This window comes from Fibrobacter sp. UWB16, assembly GCF_900215325.1.
Taxonomy (GTDB): Bacteria; Fibrobacterota; Fibrobacteria; order Fibrobacterales; family Fibrobacteraceae; genus Fibrobacter.
Map to the genome: position 1 here is coordinate 1 of NZ_OCMS01000003.1, position 25,514 is coordinate 25,514.

Genomic DNA, 25,514 nt, shown 5'->3' on the forward strand with positions numbered 1-25,514 from the left:
CCGATGGTACCTGGCCCCCGGGCCCGGGAGAGTAGGTCGCCGCTGGATTCACGCCCCGCCTGACGCAACACGTCGGGCGGGGCTTTTTCTTTTTTGTGCCGCCCGCCGCTTCCACGAATCGCGCAGGCGCTCCCGCGAATCCCGTGGTGCGCTGTCATGCCGGACTTGCTCTGTCATTCCCCTAACGTGGCCTGACTTGTTCGCCTCGGATATAGAAACATGCAAGCATGTTTCTGCATCACTCGGCTCCGTGTCATTCCCGCCCCCGAGCGGGAATCCCCTGTCCGTGCCGGACTTGTGCAGGGAAGTCTCGTTTAAAACGTTTTATACCTTGTCTAAAATGGCCTTTTTAAAGTTGATGGATTAATTTGTATTAACTCTAATTTAAATACTTTGTCTGCACTATTTGGGTGCGAATCGTTCTTTTTTCGGGGGTTTTCTTCACGTTTTTTGGGAATGTCGATTTCTATACATAATTTTGGTTCAAAAGAATTCTTTTTTTTTTAATATTTTTGTTTTTTTACAAAAAAATAGTGTAAATTTAAACTTACGGGTGTGGAATAACTAAAAGGTGAGTGTTGTATGAGACACCTGTATTTGGCTTTTTGTATTTTGGGCGCTGCTGCGTCTTCGGCTTTTGCTAGTTTGACTGTTCACTTGCAGTCTCCTTTTGGCGTTGCCGCTACTACTTATTCTCCTCACGTTGTTGAGAATGCTTCGGAACCGGTTGTTGGAGCCACTTCTTCTACTTTAATGAAGAGTGAGAGCGACAATTGGTATTCTTATACGTTCAAAAAATCCCTTTCTGATTTTAAGGGTACTGAGACGCTTAGCTTTAAGGGATGTACCGATGATGCTAAGGCAACTTGTGTTGCTTGGCCTCAGGGCACTGATATTAATATTTATGATCTTTTTGAGGGCAGTTCCGAAGTCTGGATTTATACAGATGAGGAGACTGGAGATTATACGAAGTCCTTTGCGGCTCCGGGTTCCAAGATTGTTTGGTTCAAGAGCCCGTGGGGTAACAAGGCCCTCCCTCAGATGGTGTTTGCTGAAGATACCATCGTGATGCATTTTTCTGAGGACGAGACGAAGTGCGGCTGGTTCTATGGCGCAATCTCGCCTGAAATGTTAGAAGGCCGCGTGCTCCAGATGGCTTATTTTACGCGTTTCAAGGCTCCCTGGTTAACGGTTCCTGAAAGTAAGAATGCAATGATCGACTTGAGCACTGCGCTTTCGAAGAAGGATACTATATATGTTGATGGGACAGAAGCTGTTCCTTCTGCTGGCATCAAGATGGGGAAGGTCGGCGAATGCTTCGACAAGAGCCGTACATTGCATATCTATAATCCGTGGCGTAATAACAGCGTCTATCGCGATAGCACGATTTTTGTGAGCATTGATGGTGTCCGCCCTGATTCTGTTCTCGAAGAGAATGCAAATGTTGTGGGCCCTGCTCAGACCGGGCTTGCTTATGACAAGGATTATAAGTATTGGCTTTCTTTAAGTTTCTCAGATTCGATTGTCTCTTCTGCAGCATGGAAGTCTGAAGATGCCAAGGTGCAGATCATCCGTAGCTATACTGAACGAAATATTACAGCTCATTACTTTAGTGAAAAGAACCGTCCGGTTGCAAGCGACTTGTTCCCGTCTGGTGTTTATGAGACCTGGTTCTTTACCAGCTCCACTATGGAATATCTTGATCTTTCGTATGCACCGCTTGAACCCAAGGTTGTCCGTTTACTGAGCCCGTGGAAAAATACGCCGACTTCTTTCATTGTCGATGCGAACAACGATGTCGTGAGAATGTCTACGTTCTCGAAGGATACTTGCGGCTGGTTCGAAGGTACGTATTACAAGCATGCCGCAGATTGGAAGGTCTATTTCAAGCAGAGCTTTGGTTTGGAAAAGTATGCGCTTGAAGGCGTTGTCAAGGCTAGTGACGATGTTGAAGGCTTGATTAACCTGGACTCCTTGATGAGTGAACACGATACGGCGTGGGTCTATCCGCATGACAAGAGCTATAGTAGCCCAGAAGCTTCTGCAACGTTCCCCAACAAGCTTGGTGAATGCCCGAGCATGAAGATTTCTGCCAGATTCTATGACTGGGCTGGCGAACACCCGATTAATCTTTTCCCTGAAATTACTGATGAAAACAAGGACGAAATCAATAGTATAGATGTGGACTTTGGTAATACCTATGGTGGAAACAAGTACACAAAGGTTGGATCCGACAGTTCTTGCCAGGCCGGTACTGTAACAGGAATGGTGCGAGATACGCTTGTTGGAGGATACCCTGCTCGCGTGGATTCTGCGGATTTCCCGTGGAATAAGTGCGCTGCAGCCCATGAAATTGAAAAGTGGTTTAAGCCTGAATTTATCCAGCTGGATCCGACGACGGGTGATTCTTTAACGAACCTGGTCTGCAAGGATATCGAACTTGAACTGGATAATGATGGTTTCTGGTATGCCGACTACACGAATGAATCGGGTGACTGCAATGACCCAGTAAGCCCGGGATTCTTCCCGTTGGACAACTTTAAGTACCTCGACACCAAGGATACTGTAGGCAAGGTCCCGAACCCGAAATTCGACTGGGATGTTCCGGGATGGGTAAAGTGGGCTAGTGAAAAGGATGGTAAGACTGATACGTGCCGTCACAACTATGGCTATGCGATGGCTGTTTCTGCCAGCTTCAAGTACGTGAAGGGTCAGTACTTTGAATTCCGTGGTGACGATGATGTGTGGGTCTTTATCAATAATCGCCTTGTCGTGGATATCGGTGGTGTCCATGAAAAGGTGGAAGGTGCTGTCAACCTCGATACGATTGGCCAGGGCAATGCAAAGTACAAGCTCGTTGAAGGACGTGAATACCCGTTCCATATCTTCTATGCAGAACGTAATGCGACGGGTTCGAACTTCAAGATGCGTACCTCCATCAACTTGCAGAAGCAGAACACGTACCTTCCGATTGTCAAGGAAAATTCCAAGAGCAGTATCACGGGTGTCCTTAAGCTGAAGATGGATTCCAAGGCCATCAGCTGCGATCCGCGTGCAACATCTGTGGCAGATACGAGCGATGCTCCGTCTATCTTCTACCTTGCAGGTGGCAACCTCTCTGAAACTAAGGAATTGAGTGTCGGTATTAATTTTGCCGGTGGTATTGTTATCAATGCGGATAAGGCTGGCTTTGAAATCAATATCGATGAAATTGTGAAGCAGCGTTCGCTGAGCCCGGGAACATACACCTTGTACTACTTCCTCGAAGAAGACATGTCTTTGAACGATTCTTACGAATTCACAGTGCCTGAATACCCGATGCCGGAGATTGCGTTTGTTGACGTGTTCAGTGAAAAGTCTGGAGACAAGTTGACCGCATTTGACCCGAAGAACAAGAATCTGAAGGGCGAAACGATTGTGGTTGGCGAAAATGACACGTTGATGACTCATGTCCGCTATCCGGAAATCAAGTACATCGAGGTCATGGTGACCTATATGGGCAATATTTGCGAAGACTGCAATGTTGTGCTGGACTTGGTTCCGAGCGACAGGAACATGCTCTTCTACGATGAGACTGAACAGCAGATGAACACTGTGATAACGGATGACAAGGGCCTTGCCCGCTTCTATGTGATTGGCGATGCCCCGATGACTGGCGCTTCGTTTAGCGTTGTCGGTGTTAGCGGTGTCCAGAACCAGCTCAAGTGGGAAAATATCAACTTCAAGGATCCTGAAATTCCTTTGGCCAAGACCGGCGAAATTTACGACCGCAATGGCGACGGTGTTCCGGACAGTATCTACGTTCCGTTTGAATTCAATGCCTTTAAGAAGCATGAGCTGGATTCCATTGCCTGGAATTTTGGCAGCAAGGACTGGCATGAATTCTCCATGGATAAAATTTCGGATTTCGTCAAGAACGATTCGACTGTTATCATTACGGCTGACAGCTTGATTGATTCCGTGTTGACGGGTGCATCAAAGGGCATTATCGAAGGAAACTTCCTCTACCAATACATTTATGAAGACGATGCGACGATTTCGACGCAGATGTCCGATGTGATGGTGACGAAGATTCAGGAAAGAATCGGTGCGATTATGCTCGAAAAGCCGATGCTCAAGATTATGTCGGATAATGTGGTCAAGGTGACGATCAAGCTTTCTGAAGCTTGCAATTCCAGTGGACTTGGAAATACCAGGTTTATTGAACTGAAAGACAAGAACGACGAGATTGTCGATCCGGCAACATACAAGATTCTTTCGTATGATCCTTCGGGCGAAAGCGACTACTATGACCTTGTGTTCCAGAAGTCTACTGAATATATCATTCCTGAAGTTGGCTTCAAGATCCGCTTGTTGCCGGGTGTATTGCCGGATAAGCTCGGGAATACGCCGCACAAGAACAACCCGTGGCGCAGAATCGAAGGTGAACAGCCGCTCGAAACTGAACGTCCGAAGGTCGTGACGGTCAATCCGGGCATGTTTGAAGATAATCCGTGGCCGGGCGATACCAATGACGTGATTGCGGTCCGTGTGGATCCGGAACTCACTTTGAAGGAAGTTATCCAGGAAACGGGCTTGCCGGGCGTGTTGGTGAAGTTCCAGCTGAACGACTACGCTACGACTCTGTTGCTGAGCAAGGCTGACAGTGCAACTAGGGATGAAATCCTGAGCAAGGTCAAGGTCCGCTGGGATATCGAATTCTTCTCTAGCCTGGGTCAGTACGTGAACTGGGTCAAGGGTGAATTCGCATGTAACGACAAGAGCGTCTATGGTACGGACTGTATCCAGAATGCCGGCAACATGTTCTTCGAATGGGATGCCATGAGTGACAAGGGCCGCATGGTTGGAACGGGCGTGTATATCGCGAAGTTCAAGTTCAAGATTTTCTCGGATACGGAAATCGTTGGCAAGGGAGAAGAAACGTTCACGTTCGGTATCCGCCGCAACGAGAAATACAAGCACGGAACAAAAAAGATCAAATAGTTTTGTAAGAGAAGGCGAAGCCCGACTGTCATCCCGGACTCGTTCCGGGACGGGCATGACAGCTTCTTGTTGTAATGTTGACCCCGCCTCGAGCGGGGTTTTTCTTTTTTTTACTTTTTTTTCCTTATTGCATTTTGATTTTTGAATAATTGAATATATCTTTTAGCTAAAGTGTGGGCAAAATTAAGAGGGTGTTGAATGAAACACTGTTGTTTGGGTATTTTTGCTTCATTGTCTTTAGTTGCCACTGCATGGGCAGACTTGACGGTGCATTTACAGTCGCCTTTCCGCAATGATGCAACTGCTTCAGAATATATTCCGCATGTTGTCGGTAGCGTAACGGAGTACAATCCGGGTTTTGGTGATTTGTCCAAGACCATGATGAAGAGCGAAGGCGACAACTGGTATTCGTATACATGGACGGGCAAGACGATTGCCGATTTCCAGGAATGGCAAGACTTTGAATTCAAGGCATGCCCCAATACGGACGACTATAACTACAATAATAACGCTTGCGTTTCGTGGAAGGAAGGCGGAAAGCCCAGGATTACATCGTTCTTTGGTTCTGAAACGGAAATCTGGCTTTATACGGACGTGACGGACATGTCCTACAAAAAGTCGTTCATGGCTCCGGGTTCCAAGATTGTTTGGTTCAAGAGCCCGTGGGGCAACAAGGCTCTCCCCCAGATGATTTTTGGTGCGGATTCCGTGCTGATGCGCTTTAGTGAAGATGACAAGACGAAGTGTGGCTGGTTCTATGGTGCTTTGACGCCAGACAAGATGGCGGCAAACGCAATCAAGGTTGCCCATTTTATCCGCTATAAGGCTCCGTGGTATGCAGTGCCGGCGTCTAAGGATTCGCTTATTGATCTTGGTTCGCTTTTGTCGCTGAATGATACGGTTTATGTGGATGGAACTGCATCAAGCCCTACTGCATCTGCTGAAATCGGGACTCCAGGTGAATGCTTTGACCCGACTCGCCGTTTGCATGTTTACCACCCGTGGCGTACGAACACGACATTCCGTGATAGCGCTTTCTATATCAAAATTGATAATAACATCTTGAATACGCCGACGCCGTTGAGCGATGAAGGCGAATATAAGTATTGGCGTCATATTGATTTTGCGGATACGGTTGTGGAGTCTTCGCAGTGGAATTCTCAAATGTCGCATGTGCAGATTCTGCGTGGCAGCAACGAATGGCCGCAACATCCTTATTTCCCGGAAGCGTCACGCCCGCTTGCAAGTGAGTTTTTCCCGACTGGAATTTATGAAGTCTGGTTCTATACGTCGGTTTCGCTTGGAACGATGGACTTTGCTTATTATCCGCCGGAGCCCAAGGTCATTCGCCTGAAGAGCCCGTGGGACAATACTTCGCCGTCGCTGGTTGTGGAATCTATGGGCGAGGTTGTCAAGATGGCTCCGCTTGCAGATACGTGCGGCTGGTATAGCGGTACGTACTACAAGCATGTCGATGATTGGCGTGTTTACTTTAGACAGACTTTTGGTATGGAGCGTTACGGTGGCAAGGGCGTTGTCGCGGAAAAGGACGAGCTCGATTCCCTGATTTCGCTGGATTCTTCCTTGGCGTCGCATGACACGGTTTGGGTGTATCCGAACCCGAAACAGCGCTATGAGCCGAACGATACGACGGTATATCCGGGCATTCTTGGCATTTGCCCGTCGCTCAAGATTTCGGCTCTTGTTGTGGACTGGGCCGGTGAAGGCTTCCATGACAGTATTGACGTGGACTTTGGTAACATCTGGTCTGGTAACCCCTATACGACGGTCCTCTTTAATGGAGAGGAATATTCGAACTGCAAGGCGGAACATTCGGCAACGTACGATGGCGTCGCTCTTGGCATGGTCCAGGATACGCTCGTGAATGGCCTGCCTGCACGTATCGATTCCTTGAGTTACCCTTGGAGCGAATGCTCTGCGGCTCATGAAATCGAGAAGTGGTTTGTGCCGCAGGTGGTGGCGACGGATGCGGCTGGAAAGGAATACACAAATGCTGTTTGCCGTGACATTGACCTTGTGCTGGACGAAGAAGGGTTCTGGCTTGCAGATATTTCGGAGAATAATGAAGATGGCGGGTTCTTTCCGATTGACAATCTGGAATTCTTGGATTCGGCAAAGACGGTGCGCAACCCGAAATTTGACTGGGATGAACAGCTGACCAAGAACGGTAAAAAGCACAACTATAGCTTTGCCATGAAGATTTCTGCCCAGTTCAAGTACATCAAGGGCCAGTATTTTGAATTCCGCGGTGACGATGACGTGTGGGTCTTTATCAATAACCGCCTCGTCGTGGATATCGGTGGTTGCCATAACCCGGTAGAACGTGCTGTGGATTTGGATACGCTTGGACTTATTGAAGGCCGTGAATACCCGTTCCATATTTTCTTCTCGGAACGCAATGCCAATGGTTCGAACTTCAAGATGCGTACGTCGATCAACTTGCAGACGCAAAAGACGTATTACCCGGTAGAAGAAAAGACGACGGATGGAACAATCAAGTACAACATTTTGCAGCTGTTGATGGATGAGTCGATCAGTTGCGATGTCTCTAGCACGACAAAGATTGATACGATGCCTGCGCAGTCCTCGTTTGTCTTGTTTGGCGATGACGAGAGAATCCCGTCGACGGGTATGGAGCTTTTGCCGGGAACGATTGAAGGTATCAACATCGATGCCAACATGGCTGGCTTTGTGATCGATACGGTGGAAATCGTACGCAAGCGTTCCTTGGCTCCGGGATCTTACATGTTGCAGTTCTTCTTGGCTAGCGATATGAGCCAGTCTAGCTCTGTCTACTTTACGGTGCCTGCGTACCCGCTACCGGATATTGCTTTTATCGACGTGTTTAACGGTCCGGAAGCCTACAAGGCATTTGATCCGACGGGTATTAGCTTGCGTGGTCTTCCGTTTGATGGATCAGCTTATGATACTCTCTTGACGCATGTGGCTTACCCGGATACGGTACCTTTGCAGGTGGGCGTGTACTACATGACGAAACTTTGTACGGACTGCTATGCCGTTTTGGACTTGAAGACTTCATTCCCGATTTCTTTCTTGGATGAAAAGAAGCAGCGCGTGAATAAGCTGATTACCGATTCTACGGGTGTCATCAAGTTCTATGTGGTTGGCGATTCCTCGGTGACGAACGCTAGCTTTGAAGTTTCTGGAAGCGGAGTCGCGAATGTGATTTCGTGGGGCAACATCCACTTCAAGGAACCGCCTGTGCCGTTTGCAAGTCTTGGCGAAGCGTTTGACCGCAATGGTGATGGTGTGCTGGATAGTATTTCTGTTGTGTTCAACAAGCCGTTTGGCGAAACTATCCCGGATACGATTGCCTGGACGTTTGGTAGCGACGACTGGCATACGGTTGCCTCTGTGCCGAGCGTTACGGCGTTGATGCAGGGCGAACAGAGCCTCTCTATTTATGCCGACAGTTTGCTGAATGTGGCATTTACTGGTGGCTCCAAGGAACTTTATCAGGGGTCCTTCAGGTACCATTATACGTACATGGATAAGGAAACCGGACAGATGACGCAGCTCAGCTTGGATGGGCTTGCCATTGAAGACCGCATTGGCGCCATTCTTTTGGAAAAGCCCATTGTGAAGCCGATTTCTGCTACGGTGAACAAGCTGACGGTCTATATCAGCGAGGCCACGCAGGCGAACTTGCTCAATGGAATGGCGTTCCTTGAATTCAAGGACAAGGCCGGTGAATTGATAGACCCGTCGCTTTTTGCGGTGCTTTCTGTTTCGCCGACGAGGACAAGCAATTACTATGATGTGCTGTACCAGAAGACATCGGATAACGTTGTTCTCCCGGATGTGGGCTTCATGGTGCGCCTTGTTCCTGGTGTCTTGCAGGACTTGAACGGCAATGTGCCGCATGTGAACAATCCGTGGCGTCGAATTGAAGGTGAACAGCGCGTAGGCGTGGAAACTCCGGGCGTTGTCTCTGTGGATCCGATGAACTGGACTCCGGAAAAATGGCCTTACCAGGCGGATGTCGCTCCGGTCCGTGTCGATGTGTCTAAGAAGCTGGACGATGTCATTGCCGAAAGAGGGCTTCCGGGCGAACTGATTACGTTTGACTTGAGCGAAGTCGCGAAGACGCTCCTTTTGAATTCGGATGAACCTAGAGAAACGGTACTTGCAAAGGCGAAGATTAAGTGGGAAGTGGAATACTTCTCGACGCTTGGGCAGTTTGTCAATGTGCAGAATGGCTCTGTTGCCTGCAATGACAAGGCTGTGTTCGGCACGGACTGTGTCGATAATCCGGGTAACGTGTTCTTGATGTGGGATGCCCATACCGCTAAGGGACGCTGGGTTGGTACGGGTGTCTATATCGCGAAACTCAAGTTCAAGATTTTCCAGGGCGACAAGGTTGTCGGAAAGTCCGATGAGACCTTTACTTTGGGTGTTCGCCGTCACGGCAAGAAATAACCACAACTTATCAACAGCTTAAGAATAGGCCTCGCGGAAAGTAACTCTTTGAAACTTAACGGGTTACACGCGGGGTTTTCTTTATGCCTGAATTTTATTTACAAAGGGTGTTGATAGATGTTGAAAGTCTATTGGAAATTTGAAGTTTTTTGTAGTAATTTCGTGATAATTTGTTGCCAAACGTATCTTTTTTATTTACATTGTCCAAAAAATTGCGCATTTCTGGCAAATGTGGGTTCGCCAGAAATGTCGTTTGTCATTTGGAACCCGCAAGGTTGAATGGAATGAAACTGATTCTCAAGACTCTTGCTGCAGGACTTTTCGCCTTCTCGATGGCGAATGCTCAGGATGATGTCCCTGCCGATGCCGCTTTGGCCCCTGCTTCTGACAAGCCGACGATGGCTAGAAGCGAACTCCCGGTGGGCGCCGATATTTCTAACCGTTACCTCGAACGCGTTTTCTACCACTGGAAGGACAATAAGGAAAAGGGCATCATCAAGGTGTTCATCCACACGGATGAACTTGCCGAAGAACGCGAACCGGATGTCTTGAACTACGACGTGCTTTATAGGGATGCCGACAGCAATGTCGTCTTCTGGAAGGACCATGTTGCAAAGTGCGTCAAGTGCTTTGGTAAGCCGGTTGTCGATGGCCCGACCCCGAATACCCCGAAGGCTCTCGTGTATGACTGGGATCCGAAGAAGATCGACGATACCACCAAGACGATGCTCGAAGGCGAATTGCCGGCTGAAGTCTACATGATCACGAAGGACAACGATATCAGAAATCTCAAGTCCCGCTGGATTGGCCCGTCTGACAAGGAACAGGGTGAAAGCGAATTCGTGCGCGCTTACCGCTTTGGCTCCATCATGAAGTATAACGACAAGAACGCTTTTGCGATGGCTTTCGTTTACAAGAAGGGCGGCAAGTTCTTCTATGTGCCGGAAGGATACGGCTATATCGACCAGGGTGTTTACAAGGGCGTTGCTTTCCCGGAAAAGTTCTACGAAGTTGAAGTGACTGACTTCAAGGAAATCGTGGGCAAGTCTCCGATCGAAGAAGTCCAGGATGCTATCAAGCGTGGCCCGACTCCGGTCAAGATGGCTGACCTCCCGAAGCAGACCTGGAAGGGTCCGAAGATTGAAAAGGAACTCAAGGCTCTCGTGAAGGGCTACAAGATCAAGAAGCTCATCATCACGAGCGACTCTTGGGAATACCGCAGAAACTTCTTCGGCTTTGTCCTTTACAGATGGGTCGGATTTGACATTGTCTATGACGGCAAGAACAAGGACGGCAAGAAGGCTACCATGTACAAGTCTGGCTTTATTGCAAAGCAGATGAGCAATGGCAGCGGCTTTGATAAGAAATTGATCATGACGGGTTCTCCGGTTTCTTGGAACCGCGAAGTTCTCGACTGGAAGTAATCTCGCTCTGCTGAGTTTAGGTGCGGCTCCCATTAGCGTGGGGGGCGCTTTTTTTTATCTTTGATTTCGTGATTCAAATTCAGAACGTCTCTAAGTCTTTTGGCATGCAGGTCCTTTTGGATAACGCTAGCATGCTTGTTGCCGACCATGAACGCGTCGGTCTTGTTGGTCGCAATGGTTGCGGCAAATCGACCCTTTTCAAGATGATTCTCGGGCAGGAATGTCTCGATGGCGGTAACATCGACATCCCGAAGGGTTATACGATTGGCTATTTGCAGCAGCACATCAAGTTCACGCACCCGACGGTTCACGAAGAAGCGTGCAGCGTGCTCAAGGTGAATGAGGACGGCTGGCTCGAAGAACACAAGGTCGAGGCGATTCTCTTTGGTCTTGGCTTTGACGAAGAGAGCATGCAGAAAGACCCGATGCTTTTGTCGGGCGGTTTCCAGATCCGTCTGAATTTGGCGAAGGTTTTGGCGTCGGAACCGGACATGCTTTTGCTGGACGAACCGACGAACTACTTGGACATTGTTTCTATGCGTTGGCTCAGCCGCTTTTTGCGCGCGTGGAAGGGCGAAGTGCTCTTGATTACGCATGACCACCATTTTATGGACGAGGTCTGCACGCATACGGTGGGGATTCACCGCCACAAGATGCGCAAGGTCAAGGGGACGGTCGAAAAGTTGCGCGAGACGATTGCCGAAGAAGAAGAAGTGGCGATGCGCACGCAAGAAAACGAGCAGCGCAAAAAGGAACAGCTCGAGCGTGTCATCGAACGTTTCCGCTACAAGGCGGCGAAAGCTGCGATGGTGCAGTCAAAGATTAAGGCTGCGGCAAAGCTTGCAACGGGTGAGCGCCTCTCGCACGAACGCAACCTAGATTTCAATTTCAAGAATGCAGAATTCCCGGGCAAGCGCATGCTCCAGATTCATGGGCTGCACTTTGCGTACAAGAACGAAAACGGTTACGGTCCGGAGCTGATTTCGGACCTCGAGATGGAAGTGTTCAAGGGTGATCGCATTGCGATTATCGGCCCGAACGGTCGTGGTAAAACGACGCTCTTGAACTTGATTGCGAAAGAATTTGAACCGACCCAGGGTACAATCAATTACAACCCGAACCTCAAGATAAATTACTTTGGACAGACGAACATCAACCGCCTGAATCTTGAAAATACGGTCGAAGAAGAAATTGCAAGTGCGATTGCGGATGTGTCGCAGAAGAGCCGTGCGCGTAGCCTTGCTGGCGTGATGATGTTCAGCGGCGACACCGCTATGAAGAAGGTCAAGGTGCTTTCGGGTGGTGAACGTAGCCGTGTGCTTTTGGGCAAGATTTTGGCGAACGAAAGCAATATGCTTTTGCTCGACGAACCGACGAACCACTTGGATATGGAAAGCATCGAGAGCTTGATCGATGCGCTCGAAGATTACGATGGCACCGCACTTGTCGTGACGCATGACGAAGAACTGCTGCACGCTTTTGCGACGCGCCTCATCGTCTTCGACGGTGGTAAGTGCCGTATCTTCGAAGGCACTTACGCGGACTTCCTTGAAAAGGTTGGCTGGGCTTCTGAAAAGAAGCCGGGCGGCGCGAACTCCGCAAACATCAAGGTCTCGAATATCGACGTCACGGACGACAAACCCGTGAGTTCGACGCCGCGCACCAAGGAAGACCGCAGGGCGCGAGCAGACTACATTGCCGAACGCAGCAAGGTCATTAAGCCGCTCGAAAAAGAGACCGCGCGCCTCGAAGCAGAAATCGCGAAGGCAGAAGCTCTCGGCGGTGAACTTGAAGCAAAGCTTGTGGCCGCTTCGGAATCTGGCGACGGCAATGCGATTACGTCCATTGCAAAGGACATGGACGAAAACAAGAAGCTGACCGAAGAACTTTACGCCGCTTGGGAAAAGGCAAGTGCTGAACTCGAAGCCGCGAAAGACAAGTATAAATTAGACTAGTCAATAGTCTTTAGTCATTAGTTTGGTAGAAGGGAGATGCCCGATCAAGTCGGGCATGACAATGCTATGACAGTTTCGTCATTGCGAGGAACGAAGTGACGCGGCAATCTAGTTAAGTCTACTCCACGCGTTTGCGCGGGGTAAGCGTCATCCCGTTGCTACGGTAGTATTGAATGTCCGTAAGGACTTGGCCCACCCAATAATGCTTTTGAGTTTTTTTGTTTTGAATTTTAATAACGTTTGCTAAAATGAATTTGTTTTTGATAGTTTGAATGGAAATTTGCTAGAAATTTAATTGTTATATTTTGTAAAAATAAGTTTGTAATAAATGATTTCTTGTTGACAAGATAAAATAATGTTATTATTTTATGATGTTATTAATTTGTAATGTTAAAATGAGGTTTATGAAATGAAATTGTGTGTGTTGCAATTTTCTAAATGTTGTAAATCAATTCTTAGGAATTTGATAATGCTGATGGTCTTGACGGCGATGACGAAATCTTTTGCCGTTGATTTCCCGTATTCCGAATGGTCCCTTGCTATGTATGAAGGGGCTTATGCTACTATTAGCGGTGGGACAGTCTCTGTTTCCTATGGTGGCTATGATTATTGGCATGTTCAATTGACTCGTAGAAATATTGAATTGCAAGACGGTAAGACTTATGAGCTGAAATTCTTTTTGCAGGGCGTTGGAGAAAGGAAAAATACCGAAATTCGAATTGGTAGAGATGGCGCTCCATATGATGCTTTCGCTGAATTTGGTGAAATTGCAGCAACAGTTAATGGTCGTGTTATAACCAAAACATTTAAAATGGAGTCTGGTAACGTTGATGATGCGCGGCTTGAGTTTAATCTAGGAAAGGGATCCGGCACGGTTTATTTTTCTGACGTCAGTTTAACTTGCCTTGATTGCGGCTCCAATCCTCAAAATACTATAGGAAGTGATCTTGCTGTAGGTTTCAATGATATTTTGGATTATACTGTTATAGCCGATGAAGTTGATTTTCGCCCTTATTCCATGGCTTTAGGGGATATCTTTGGAGCGAAACTTCTGTTGGGCGCAGATTCGAAAATTTATGGAAATGTAGATGCGTCGAATGAATGCGCATTGTACGAAAGAGCTTATATGGAGGGAGATTTGCAATATGGCAATCCCTGTATGGAACAGAATTATGTTGTTGTTTCGTCGAAGAAAAAGACTTCTTTGGTGAAACCGGTTGTTGCTCTTCCCGAATTTTCCGCTGGTGTAGAGCCGATTTCCGTTAATTTGGATGAATCTGTGATTCTTCCTCCAGGAAATTATGGAACGTTTTATGCCAATGCGAGATCAAAGGTGTCATTTTCGTCTGGATCCTATACCTTCCAGAGCTTTTTTACGGAACCCGATGCTCAATTCACGTTTGATATGACTTCTGGTCCTGTGTCCATTGCTGTAGCGGGAAATGTTCGTTTTGGCGATAGAAATCGCTTTGCAATTATCGGTGGCGGTCCGAATGAAATATCTTGGAAAATTGCTGGAACTTCTGTGAATTTTGGAACGGATGGCCTGTATTTTGGTTCGATAATAGCTCCGGCTGCGTATGTTAATGTTCCGTCTCGTTCTCATTTGGTGGGGGGGGTGTATGCGAATAAATTCAGGATTGAACCTCAATCAACTGTTTCGCGGCAGCCACGTATAGATGAAATTTCCCATAGCGAAGAACATTTTGGTCCATTCTTTGAATCTGGGATTTATCGTTATCGTTCTGTATTGCCTACGAACGCTGAATCTGTGGAGATGTATGTGTACTCAAAGAATTCAAATGTGAAAATTAATGGAGGCGATTCTAAAGTTATTGATCTTTCCTCGTCTAATACAACAGTGAATATATCGGTTTCTCGTGATATGATTTCGGGCTTCCCGGTTGAGGCGTTTAGCAGCAATTACAAATTTGAATTTGTGAAGAACTCAAATTATCGTGTTTATTGGAATCCGCAGACTCCGTGTAAGGATGGGTGCGATGGTTCTACTGTTGCAACAGCAATCGGCGATTTTGAAACAGTTCTTGAAATTGCAAAGACTACTGGCCGTGAAATCAATATGGCTGGTGGTACATGGAATGCTGCTGCAAAGTATAGTGATGGCGTTGTTCCTTGGAAGGTTGGCTTTGAATTGGTTGGTTATAAGGGAAATATTTGGGATTTGAATTCTGAGAGTGATTTGCCTCTTATTAATCTTGGTGAAACATCCCGTATTGAAATTGAAGGACGTTCGCCGCGTAGTTTGGTAGGCGTGCGGATTACAAACGGATTTAATGTGGGCAATGGTGGTGCTGTTAGTGCGGATAACGAAAAGCTTACGGTTAATAATGTTATAATCTCTGATGCGAAATCACATGGCGATGGCGGCGCGTTGTATGCTGCTGGTGTTTTGAACCTTGAAAATGCCAGATTCTCTGGTAATGCCGCTTTAGGCGATGGTGGTGCGGTTGTAGTTAATGGCGAAACAAATATGCTCAATGTGATTTTTACGGGAAATCTTTCTGGTAAAAATGCTGGTGCCGTTGAACTTGTTGCTGGTAATACCTATATCGGTAATGCGATATTCCATAACAACCACGCTGCTTTGGATGGCGGCGCGATAAACAACGAATCTGCGACATTAAATCTTTGGAATTCGACATTCTTTGCCAATGTTGCTATGGTTTCGAATCCCGCCATTGGTGGTAATGCAAATGGAACTATTGGGAATAGTATTTTTTGGAAGAATGCTACGCCGAGTTGCGCTCCTGGCGAATGTGCTGGTGAAGTTGTTAACGGTTATCATGTCTTGAATTCATCATTGTCTAAGACGTATTCTGGTTGGGGTGAGTTTATTTATTCAGGAGATCCGAAATTTGTTGACGAAGCAAATTTTGCGGGCGAAAATATGTTTATGGGGTATGATGCTGGAATTAACCTTTCAAATGAATCGCATTTAGTGAGTGCTGGTACGAAAAATGTGAATGTTCCTCTAGCTGATATTATTGGTTCTGATCGTGAACTTAGTAGTATTCCGTTGGGGCCGTATGGATGGACGTTAAAAGAAGGAGGGGAATCTTTTATAGGGACTCTTGGGGTTGATGGTAAAGTCCAAACTATAAAACCGGCTATTCCGTTGATTGATGAAATAACTGGTGATTGGTATAGGAATTATTTGGCAAAGTCGCCTTATGCGCGTGTAATGAAATTTTCTGTAAGAAAGCACAGTAAAACAAATCTTTCTGAGGCAAATGTGACGTTGTGGGTGAAAGATGTTAATGGCTCGAAACGAACAGATGTTAAGCCTATTCGCTTTAAAGTATATCGTGTTGGTGATGAAAATGGGAAATACGTATTCCAAACTATGACGCAAACAAAAGGAAAGCCAATTGTTTTTTCGAGACGTCCAGAAGATGCTAAAAATTATGAAAATGTAATTGTAATTTGTATGAAAGAATTATCGGATTTTTTTCATATAGAAGCTTCAAAATAAGGAGATCTTATGTTTGTTAAAATTATATTGTCTGTTATAACAGCTTTGTTGTGTATTGCTTGTTCTGATAAAAAAGTTACGAGTGATGTTGATTCAACTGAGGAGACTGCAAAATGTAGGGAAAACTATGATCCGGCAAAATGTGAAGATATTGTATTTGTAAATTGTCATGAGCTTTCTGCAGTTGATCCAGAATATTGTGATTTCGATGATTTTGAGTCTGATTATGTTCCTGGTGGAACCATGTCTAAAGAAGAATTATTTAAAGAATATCCTAATATTTTGGCGGAGTCTCATGCAGAAGGCTCTGTAATTGGCTTTACTTGGCAAAATACGCTTCCATGGTATTATAGATCCAAAGAACATAAGTATGGGTTTGATAAAGACCCAATGTCTAATTGGCCTGATTACATTGAAGCAGGAAAGGATGTTTATGTTTCGGTTGCTAAAGGGGAAGTTGCTAAAGTTAAATTAAAGGTCCCTTCTGAATATTCAAAAATATCTTTAGTGAATAAAGATGGTGTTAAAATGTGTTCAGGAAGTACATGTGATGGAGATGTGTCTTTGGATGCGGGTGATTATAAACTTATGGATGGTAATAATGATCTTGACAGAAATTTACATGTGATAGCGTATGAAAAAAAAGGACCTTATGAAATAACGTATGTTCAGTTTGATGGCGAAGATGGATCTTCGTGTTTGGGAGAGGCTGGATGTTATGAAAGAAATACACTGCAGACTAAAATGAATGAAGTTTTTTCACAAGCTGTTATGAGCGTGAATCTCAAAGAAATAAAACCATCTGAAATAGGTCTTGAAAGTTTATTAGAGTTTGATATGACTGATGGTGGAGATGATGCGATTTATAAAACATTGCGAGATAAAATATTGCTTCGAAATCCTATGTTTAAGGAATTTAATGAAGCTAGATTTAGGTATGATGAATCAAAAAATAATTGCGAAAAATATAAAGAAGAAGGAAATGCTGCCTATCAGGATGCTTGGTGTAAGCAATATGAAGAAGATAAATTGATTTATAAGAAAAAAAGTGAAGCAGCTGTAAAGAATCCGGTAAGAGCGGTTGTTGGTATAAATAGTTTTAGACTTATTTGGAAATTAAAAAATCAAAAAAATTCAAATGAGCTGAGTTTTCCGAAAAGTCAAGAAGCTTTTTATACAGCGTATAAAAATCTTTATGGGAATGGTTTTGGTAAAGGTGCTGAATTGCCTGTGTTTTTAAAAAGTTATTCGAATAAATGCTCAGGAGGTGCTGGTGAAAAACCTGTGCCTGTTGTTCTAAAATTTTTAAATGGACCTGATCCTATTGTGGTTTCGTTGCTCGGACAATCTGGTGAACCAATTTCGTTTAGTTCAGATTGTGATTATTTGTATGTTGATACTTATGCATTCCTTCCTGGTATGCAAAATAAAGCGCAAGTAACTTATCCTTATAGAAATGATGATGACGAACTTGTCGGTGCGGTATCTATAGCTCCTCGTAGGGTGGGAGAGTCATCTTTAAATACGCTTATTCATGAAGTTGGTCATCAGTTTGATTTGTCTGATTTGTATATAGATGGGGGGGATCCGTCTGTGCCTTATTGTATGGAAATGAGTGAAGATGGTAAATTTATATATAAGGAAGAACGTCAGCTTATTGGGGGACAATATTGGATGAGATATTTGTTTACAAAAGAAAAATGTAGTTTTATAACATCAGAGGCAAATCTTATGAATCATGAGGTTCCGACTGGTCCAAAATTAAGATATAGACCGATGCCAATTGTTGAAACGAGCACAAATGATCGTATTGGAACGTTTGATTCTCAGTGGGAATGTCTGCAAAATGCAAATTGCGGTAGGTATAGTGAATAAGGAGTAAAAGATGAAAAAGAATATTGTTATTAGTATTTTCCTTTTGCCAATAGTTCTTTTGGCTGCAGATTATTCCATTTTTGGTCTCGATGGGAAAAAAATTGGAAATGAGGATTGTTTAGAAAAAACAGAATGTGTTTCTTCTGCTCGATCGAAATATTCAAAAGCAATCGTTATTGTTGGTGATTCGCAAAAAAGTTTTTCATCAAAAACTTTGTCTCGATCAATACAAAACGATGACTCCTTTAAAATATCCCTACGGGATTCTATTTCGTGGGTCGAAGTAGAGAAAAATACGATGGTTTCGTTATGTGTAGATGATGCAAATGGTGGTCGTTGGTTTATTTACGATTTATCGTATAGTTCTCCGAATGATTCTTGTGTGTTATTTGATTCTGGCAAGTTTGTTAAGTCTTCGCAGATTCGTTATGTTTCAAAAACAGGAAAAAAACAGATTGTGAATATTCTTGTTGGGATGAGACGAATCGATTTGTCCAAATCTATGCATGAAATCGGTTTTTATGGCAAGGAATATTCTTTGAAGAAGAATGTTATATATACTGATGAACGAAAAAATATGAATAATAGAGAGTATCCAGATCCAGTAAGGGATACGTCTATAAAAGAAATTCTTGCTGTTGATAAATATTTGGTAACGAATTGTGAAATAATTTACGGGTTATGGGATTCAATACCAAGTTATTCCCGTGCTAAAGATAAAATTCCTTTAGAGTATCATAATTATTGGATTGGGAAAAAGAAGAACATGCAAAAAAATGGAATTTGCGATACGCATGATTCAGCGGCAGTTAGAGTATATTTGTATGATGCTTTGGTTTATGCTAATGCTCGTAGTATTCGTGATGGATTAAAGCCTGTATATAAATTAAAAAAAATAAAACAAAAAAAATATTTACCTAAGTTGTATAAAGATGGTAGTTTTGATGTTGCTACAACAAGTTTTTTCGAAACATACGAAAACTCAGATGAAGGGTGGATTCGTGTTGAAATAGATGATAATGCTGATGGTTATCGTCTTCCTTACTATAATGAATGGATGACTTTGGCTAAAGCTGGAAATAAAAAGTCAAAGTATATTTGGGGAAATAGTGAAAATTCTACTTTGGCCTCTGAATATGCGTGGTTTGGCGAAGGTGTTATGATTTCTGAAAAGTACGGTGTCTATGATCAAGAGTCTCGCCCAGTTGGAATGAAGAAGCCAAATGATTATGGACTTTATGATATGATGGGCCTTGTGTGTGAAAATGTAATGTTGCCGGGAAAGAGTATTTTTGGAAACGAAATAACTTCTTGTAAGGGTGGTTTTTTATATGATTCCTTGCAGGCTTTGAATTTTGGTGCCCATGCTAATAATTATGTTGGTGGCTATGGTAAGTATCAAGGTTTAAGGCTTGTCCGCCTATTAAAATAGACGCTTGATTAGAAAAGTTTTTCCCTCAGTTATTGCTGAGGGATTATGTTATTTCGTAAGTAATAGTATATTTGGAAAGTCCTATTATTAGGAGATGGAGTTGAATGAAATTTAGGAAAAATACATGCATATTTTTAGTGTCTCTTTTGTATTGGGCTTGTACTGAATCTGGTATTGATGCTGAAGAACGAAATCCTTCTGTTAAAGGTTATTTTTTTATCACTCCTAATGTCCATCAATTAAGTGATTCTCTTGATGAACGGATTACGAAAGAGGGGGTGAGAACGCGAATTACATCTGGCGGTAGATACTCCCTTGTTGCTTATAGTGATTCTGTTGATGTTGAACCAGTGCTTTTCGTTGATAGCATTGAATGCTGCGAAACGGGATGCTCTGGTCATCGAGAGGGGAATCGTTTCTTATTTGAATTTTCGTGTGAATTAAATGAACCTGCTCATGCTATTTTGCATTTAAAAGATGTGGGTGGAAATTTTTTGGATTATTCTTTTTATAATGTGAGTTTGGTTGGTGTGGGTGATTATTCAGATCATTTATCATTGAATTTGATTGTTGCAGGAGCTTTTGATAGCACCGCAGATGGTAAATCAGTTGATAGTCTTGCAAGGGCTATTGGACAATCTATTCATAATTATTTTGATATTCAAGTAGATACGGTTTATATTTCTTATGCGTATGAACATCCTTCTGTGGGGTATATGTTTACGAAGGATTCAGTTATGTATGTAGGCTCATCGCGTATTATAGATTCATTAAGTGAACCATGGGGTGAGTCTGGAAAAGATGGTGCGTTTGATATAGTTTTAGTCGATTATATAGATAGTGTTAGAGCGGGATATGCTTATAGATTTTTTTACCAAAGCTCTTTGAATTTGGATGTGTCGGTTGTTGCTTTTCGTGGTTCAGATGGCCTTGCTCGTGGTTCAAAAACTATTCAAAATGTGTCGGTGCATGAAATTGGCCATGTTTTGGGGCTGTCTCATACGACGCTGACTATGAAAGAGCTGTTGGCGTGGGGCGATTATTCAGTTTATGAAGATGGTTTAGAAGATACGCCCTATTGTCAGAAATATGTAGATAAATATAAAGATAGTTTGAAATTAAAAGGCTTAGGAAAGCGTTGTTTTGATATTGAAGATCCTTTGGATTGGGCTTTGTTGGATAGTACTTATAAAACAGATTCGTTAGTAGTTCTTTGGACTGGTTGTCCTGATTATTTCAACATTATGTATCCTTATGAAGGCGGTGAATATGATTATTTAGAATCTTCCCCGATGCAGCGCGAAATTTTCAAAAAAAACCTGACGCTTATTCCGCATTGATTCCGTTTTCGCTTGAAAAACTTTTTATTTGATATATCTGTAATTTTCTTAATTTTTTTTATATTTAGTACAAATGTTTTTAATGAGTATAAATGAAGCTCTTATTCTATTTTAGTTTGCTTTTTACTTTACTTTTTGTGGCTTGCGATGATGAATCTAGCAATCCATTTGTTGCGAATGAAAATTCGTCATCCTTGATCCCAATTGGGGCTCTTTCTAGCAGTAGCAATGGAAATCCCGGCTCAATGGTCGGAGGGACAAGTAGCAGCCTTATGGATTCCGCTGTTTCTTCGAGTTCATCAAAAGATAAATTGTCTTCTTCTGTTGTTAAAAGCAGTAGTTCACTTCGGATGAGTTCTGCAAGTTTATCTTCTGGCAGTAATCGCAAAGCTTCTATCAGTTCTTCGAGCGTCCAGAATGAGAAATCATCTTCATCAGAAAAGAATGATGCGGTGACAGGAACCATGACGGATGAACGTGACGGGCAGACTTACAAGATTGTGAAAATTGGACACTTGTGGTGGTTTGCACAAAATCTCAATTACGAAACAGTGGATAGTCACTGCTATAACGATTCTGCTGAGTATTGTGCGAAATATGGACGGCTTTATAAATGGGCGGCTGCTGTTGGCAAGTCGGAAGATGAGTGCGGATATAGACATGAATGTAATCTTACGTTACCGGTGCAGGGGGCTTGCCCGCCGGGATGGCGTGTTCCGTCAAATTACGATTGGAACGATTTGATTGTTGCTGCTGGTGGCGATGAGATTGCAGGCGAAGTGTTGAGAGAATCGAAAGAAGGCGGTTTTGCATTGCTTTATGCGGGGCGAATAAATTTTGCTGGTGAATTTGTTCAAGAAGGACGGAGTGCATGTATTTGGACTTCTAGCGAGACTGACGAATATGACGCATATTATGCGGACTTTTACTATTCTTATAGCAAAGTGATTTTCCCTAATGATGCCGAAAAGTATGATGGCTATTCCGTTCGCTGCGTAAAGGGAGAACTATAGGAAAAATTTTAAATTATATTCATAAATGAACGATTAAAAAGGAGGAGAGAAATGAATTTTTTGAGGATTGCGGCGACGTTAGGATGTCTTCTTTGTGTTGCTTGTTCGGACAGCGGAAAGTCAAATCCGTCAAGCAGTGTGGTGAACGATGCGGATAAATCCAATATAGTGTATTCCTACGTGAAGGTGAAAAATTATAATAGCGGGCCTTATGCTGTTGATACGTTTACGATTGCGTCGAGATATTTCAATTGCGATATTCAAGACTCGAATTTTGAATGCCGGTACATTGATTTTTGTCATGAAAAGCGCAATGAAAAATTTCCTATCGATGCGGATACGGTTCGTTTGAATTATGGTGAAAATCGGGTATCGAATTTTTCGTTCGAAGTTGAAGTTCCTAAAATTGATATGGTCGCATTGCGAAAATTTTTTGCAGAGCTTCGTTTGCCTCCATGTGCTGTGTTGAAGGATTCCGTCTTTTCGAATTACTCGTTCGAGGCGAAAGGCTTGCCTGAAAACATATCTTTGATGAGTGAAAAAATTGAAGGCTTTGATTGGATTTCAAAACATACAATGGATTCGATAAACGCTTCGTCGGAGAATAGCGTGGCTTTAATTCGTGCGGATAGATGCGCGGAGGAACGGTTCCCGCCTGATTCTATAAAGTTGTTTGCAAAATGTGAAGCGAGAAGTTCATGTAAAATGCCGGTTGTATATACTGCATCTGTGAAAGAGAATCCACCTAAGGTATGTTATACAAAGATTGATAAAAAAACAGGAATCGAAGAAGATGTTGGAACCGTCGATGGTTACTTGAAAATGACCAAAGATGTTTTGATGGGTGGGTACTATACTCTTGTGAATACTCGAACGGAACCGTTTGTTTCTGATACAACGGTCAATTGGACGTTGATTTACGTTGATCAATATGGTCGCAGGGATTCTCTAGCGATGACGACCGTATTAAAAAAATAATCTATTCCGCTCTTTTACGCGGCACGAGCGTCATCCCGTTGCTACGGTAGTATTGAATGTCCGTAAGGACTTGGCCCACCCAATAATGCTTTTGCGGGTCCTTGCGCCAGTTCTCGAATTTGTTGCGATGCTCTGTGTCGGGGTAGAATTGTGCGACCGCGTCGGCGAGCGTGGGTGATGTCGCGAGAACTTTTTTGAGGCGGCGGGCGCCTATATCAATTTGTTCTAAACCCTTTCCTGTATCGAGCGCTAAGAGTCCTGACGTGTTGTTTTTGCCCTGATAGTTCATCTGGAATCCGGAAGTGTGATGGATGATGGACATGAGAACGGCAGGATCCGTGCGTTCGCGGAGGCATGCTTCAAGCACAGGCAAGTTGCAAAGGTGTTCGCTGTCCCAGCGCTTTCCGTTGTATGTGATTTTCAGCGTGTGGTCCGTGTCTTCGGAATTGATTTCGATATCGTAGCGGATGCCGAGATCGCGTTGTAGCGCTTTTGTGAGGCGGATTCCCCTGTTCCTGAATTTTTTGTAGCCAATCATCTTTATCTGTAACGTGTCCTTGATGGATTCGAGAATCGGCGTTGTAGGGCGCGTGACAACGATATTGTAATTGTTGATGACGGTGGGGAGGATATAGGCGAGTTCTGCGGCCGCGCTGTCGAGATTGCAGTTCATGTCGATGATGAGCTCACCTTGGTCGCAGAGCTTTTGAATCGCGGACGTGGTGTACTTCTGGTATTCGAGCTTTTCATCAATTGTTGGGCGCGGGGATTCTTCGGGGTGCGTCGCATATGCGGTTGTGATGGCCGCGATCCCCAAGGCACAAGCGATGATGGTGAGTTTGACCTTGATGCTCCTCCAGAGAATGCGGATAACTGCACGACCTTTTTTAGTCATGCAGATGCATAGTAGCCAAATGACGGCGATGCCCGCCCAGAGGAGAATTAAGTTCACGCCCTCAATATACGTTATTTTTCGGCGTTAGAAGGCTGTGCAGCTTGGGGTGCCTGCGGTTTCACTTGCGGCTTGCCGACTAGATTCGGGGTCTTGAGCATGTTGCTCGGTAACGTGGCGATGACTTCGCTTGCCTTCTTGATGGTCTTGATGATATTTGCAGTGTTGTCGAACTGTTCCTTGATATCGTTTTGAACGGCGTTGAACATCTGCGTAAAGCAGAAAAGGTCTTCCTTGGACTCGTTGAATAATTTATATGTATTTCGCAATGCGACGAGGTTTGCCGTTTCGCGTTCCATGGATTCCTTGATTTCGGCATTAAGCGTGTCGCGGAGGACTTTCTTTTCGTCGATGATTTCGGGAGCGTTTTCTCTCAAGATGTATGTCGGGAGCGTTCCGAATTCTTCGAACTTGATGTTAGTGGAATTGGACTGGTTGACGGAGCTGCGCAGCCCGCTGGTGCGAACTTGCGGATCGATAGAAATGGTGCAGTTTGAAGTGCCGTGGTAATTACAGACAACACGTTTTTCGATTTGACGGAGCTCGTTGTACGGATTGAAGTTGATGTCTGTTTCGATGTACTTGAGTGGCGCGTAAAGCGGTACGGATTCGCCTGCGATCGTGATGCGGTAGGCGAGGCACTTTTCACCGTTGAACGGCTTGGTTTCGTAAAGGTTGTTAGAACTGTGGACGAGATGGTTGACGCGCATGAGCAGGTTGTTGGCGTCATAAGGCGTTTCAAGGAGGCTCGGCGTGTTCTTGTATAATTGCTCTTTGAGAATTTGCTTGTAGCTTTCAGAAATGGCGGTGTTCGATGCGCTACGGCCCCAGATGGATGTTCCGAGGAAGAACGTGTCGATGAGCTTTGTCTCGGTGCGGCCGTTGAGGAAGGCGATAGCCTTGATCATGTTTGAAAGCGCAAGCCATCTGCGGATGGGTACGTAAACGCAGTTCTTTTCGCAGGTCTCTGCAACTTTGCCAATGACGGCAAGCGTGTTCGGGGAGAGCGTTACCTTGCTGAGTGCCTGAATCCATTCTGCCTGTTCTTCGGCGCTGATAGCAATTGACGGAGGCACGATGACATTACTGTCGGTGCCGTGAATTTGTAAGAGCTTGCAAAGGGCGTCCGAGGAGATGCTGTCAGGAAGCATGATGGTCAGCGTCACTTGATCGCTTACTTCGGACCTGCTCAGAGCCGATTCCGGTTTCTGGTCGCCAGAGATGATGATGGAATTCTTTTCGTGATCGTGGATGACAATCTGGAGATTGCTCTTGCTCAGTTCATCGTTTGGCGTGAAGTTGTCAAAGATGATCAGGTTAAAATCATTGATGTTGTCGGGGAGCTGTCTTTGCTTTTTTCCGAGCTTTAAAACACGGGCGTCTTTAAATGCGCTTGAAATTCTGCGGATAAAGAGGGAGCTTCCACAGCCGGGGCGGCCATAGAGGTAGAACGGTTCCTGAATCAGTGCGGTGAGGAAACCCAACTGCACATAGTATTCTCTTTCTGGAATGTCTTTGGTGATGATCTGAAGAAGTTCGGCAAAACGTTCACGCAAATTCATATTTTCTCTCCCTAGTTCTTGTGCTTAAAAATACAATAAAAAAGGG

General features: G+C 44.5%; 12 protein-coding genes. 10 read left to right on the plus strand and 2 right to left on the minus strand.

The annotated features are described in order from the left end of the window. Nucleotides 1–582 precede the first annotated feature (582 nt). The 10 genes from CRN95_RS09930 (at nt 583) to CRN95_RS09975 (ending at nt 22,954) form a co-directional block, all read left to right on the plus strand. Nucleotides 583–4,983 (plus strand): fibro-slime domain-containing protein, encoded by a 4,401-nt coding sequence (locus CRN95_RS09930; RefSeq protein WP_097020773.1) that lies wholly within the window; start codon nt 583–585, stop codon nt 4,981–4,983. A gap of 198 nt (nt 4,984–5,181) precedes the next feature. After that, nucleotides 5,182–9,444 (plus strand): fibro-slime domain-containing protein, encoded by a 4,263-nt coding sequence (locus CRN95_RS09935; RefSeq protein WP_097020774.1) that lies wholly within the window; start codon nt 5,182–5,184, stop codon nt 9,442–9,444. A 284-nt stretch (nt 9,445–9,728) separates the two neighbouring features. Further along, a complete protein-coding gene (locus CRN95_RS09940) occupies nt 9,729–10,868 on the plus strand; it encodes a hypothetical protein (protein ID WP_097020775.1) in 1,140 nt (379 codons plus the stop codon). A gap of 68 nt (nt 10,869–10,936) precedes the next feature. Further along, nucleotides 10,937–12,823 (plus strand): ABC-F family ATP-binding cassette domain-containing protein, encoded by a 1,887-nt coding sequence (locus CRN95_RS09945; protein WP_235002982.1) that lies wholly within the window; start codon nt 10,937–10,939, stop codon nt 12,821–12,823. 469 nt (nt 12,824–13,292) lie between these two features. Then, the gene (locus CRN95_RS09950) at nt 13,293–16,316 is read left to right on the plus strand and encodes a carbohydrate binding domain-containing protein (RefSeq protein ID WP_159462301.1); all 3,024 of its coding nucleotides are present in this window, start codon (nt 13,293–13,295) and stop codon (nt 16,314–16,316) included. A gap of 9 nt (nt 16,317–16,325) precedes the next feature. Beyond that, nucleotides 16,326–18,191 (plus strand): hypothetical protein, encoded by a 1,866-nt coding sequence (locus tag CRN95_RS09955; RefSeq protein WP_088631013.1) that lies wholly within the window; start codon nt 16,326–16,328, stop codon nt 18,189–18,191. A 10-nt stretch (nt 18,192–18,201) separates the two neighbouring features. Next, entirely contained in the window at nt 18,202–19,623 is a 1,422-nt protein-coding gene (locus CRN95_RS09960; RefSeq protein ID WP_097020776.1) for an SUMF1/EgtB/PvdO family nonheme iron enzyme, read from the plus strand. Between the two features lie 104 nt (nt 19,624–19,727). Further along, nucleotides 19,728–20,963, plus strand: a complete 1,236-nt coding sequence (locus CRN95_RS09965) for a hypothetical protein (RefSeq protein WP_088631011.1) — start codon at nt 19,728–19,730, stop codon at nt 20,961–20,963. Between the two features lie 92 nt (nt 20,964–21,055). Next, a complete protein-coding gene (locus tag CRN95_RS09970) occupies nt 21,056–21,976 on the plus strand; it encodes a fibrobacter succinogenes major paralogous domain-containing protein (protein ID WP_141099875.1) in 921 nt (306 codons plus the stop codon). Between the two features lie 51 nt (nt 21,977–22,027). Further along, on the plus strand, nt 22,028–22,954 hold the full coding sequence (locus CRN95_RS09975; protein ID WP_088631009.1) for a hypothetical protein: 927 nt from the start codon (nt 22,028–22,030) through the stop codon (nt 22,952–22,954). Nucleotide 22,955: 1 nt separating this feature from the next. Here CRN95_RS09975 and CRN95_RS09980 read toward each other — a convergent pair whose 3' ends face one another. Both CRN95_RS09980 and CRN95_RS09985 read right to left on the minus strand, forming a co-directional pair. Next, the gene (locus CRN95_RS09980; RefSeq protein WP_097020777.1) at nt 22,956–23,906 is read right to left on the minus strand and encodes a hypothetical protein; all 951 of its coding nucleotides are present in this window, start codon (nt 23,904–23,906) and stop codon (nt 22,956–22,958) included. 14 nt (nt 23,907–23,920) lie between these two features. Continuing rightward, a complete protein-coding gene (locus CRN95_RS09985) occupies nt 23,921–25,468 on the minus strand; it encodes a hypothetical protein (RefSeq protein WP_097020778.1) in 1,548 nt (515 codons plus the stop codon). Between the last annotated feature and the right edge of the window lie 46 nt (nt 25,469–25,514).

Coding starts and splice junctions, on each gene's coding strand:
- CRN95_RS09970 (WP_141099875.1), top strand. CDS start 21,056: ATGAAGCTCTTATTCTATTTTAGTTTGCTTTTTACTTTACTTTTTGTG.
- CRN95_RS09950 (WP_159462301.1), top strand. CDS start 13,293: ATGCTGATGGTCTTGACGGCGATGACGAAATCTTTTGCCGTTGATTTC.
- CRN95_RS09975 (WP_088631009.1), top strand. CDS start 22,028: ATGAATTTTTTGAGGATTGCGGCGACGTTAGGATGTCTTCTTTGTGTT.
- CRN95_RS09940 (WP_097020775.1), top strand. CDS start 9,729: ATGAAACTGATTCTCAAGACTCTTGCTGCAGGACTTTTCGCCTTCTCG.
- CRN95_RS09965 (WP_088631011.1), top strand. CDS start 19,728: ATGAAATTTAGGAAAAATACATGCATATTTTTAGTGTCTCTTTTGTAT.
- CRN95_RS09935 (WP_097020774.1), top strand. CDS start 5,182: ATGAAACACTGTTGTTTGGGTATTTTTGCTTCATTGTCTTTAGTTGCC.
- CRN95_RS09960 (WP_097020776.1), top strand. CDS start 18,202: ATGAAAAAGAATATTGTTATTAGTATTTTCCTTTTGCCAATAGTTCTT.
- CRN95_RS09930 (WP_097020773.1), top strand. CDS start 583: ATGAGACACCTGTATTTGGCTTTTTGTATTTTGGGCGCTGCTGCGTCT.
- CRN95_RS09985 (WP_097020778.1), bottom strand. CDS start 25,468: ATGAATTTGCGTGAACGTTTTGCCGAACTTCTTCAGATCATCACCAAA.
- CRN95_RS09955 (WP_088631013.1), top strand. CDS start 16,326: ATGTTTGTTAAAATTATATTGTCTGTTATAACAGCTTTGTTGTGTATT.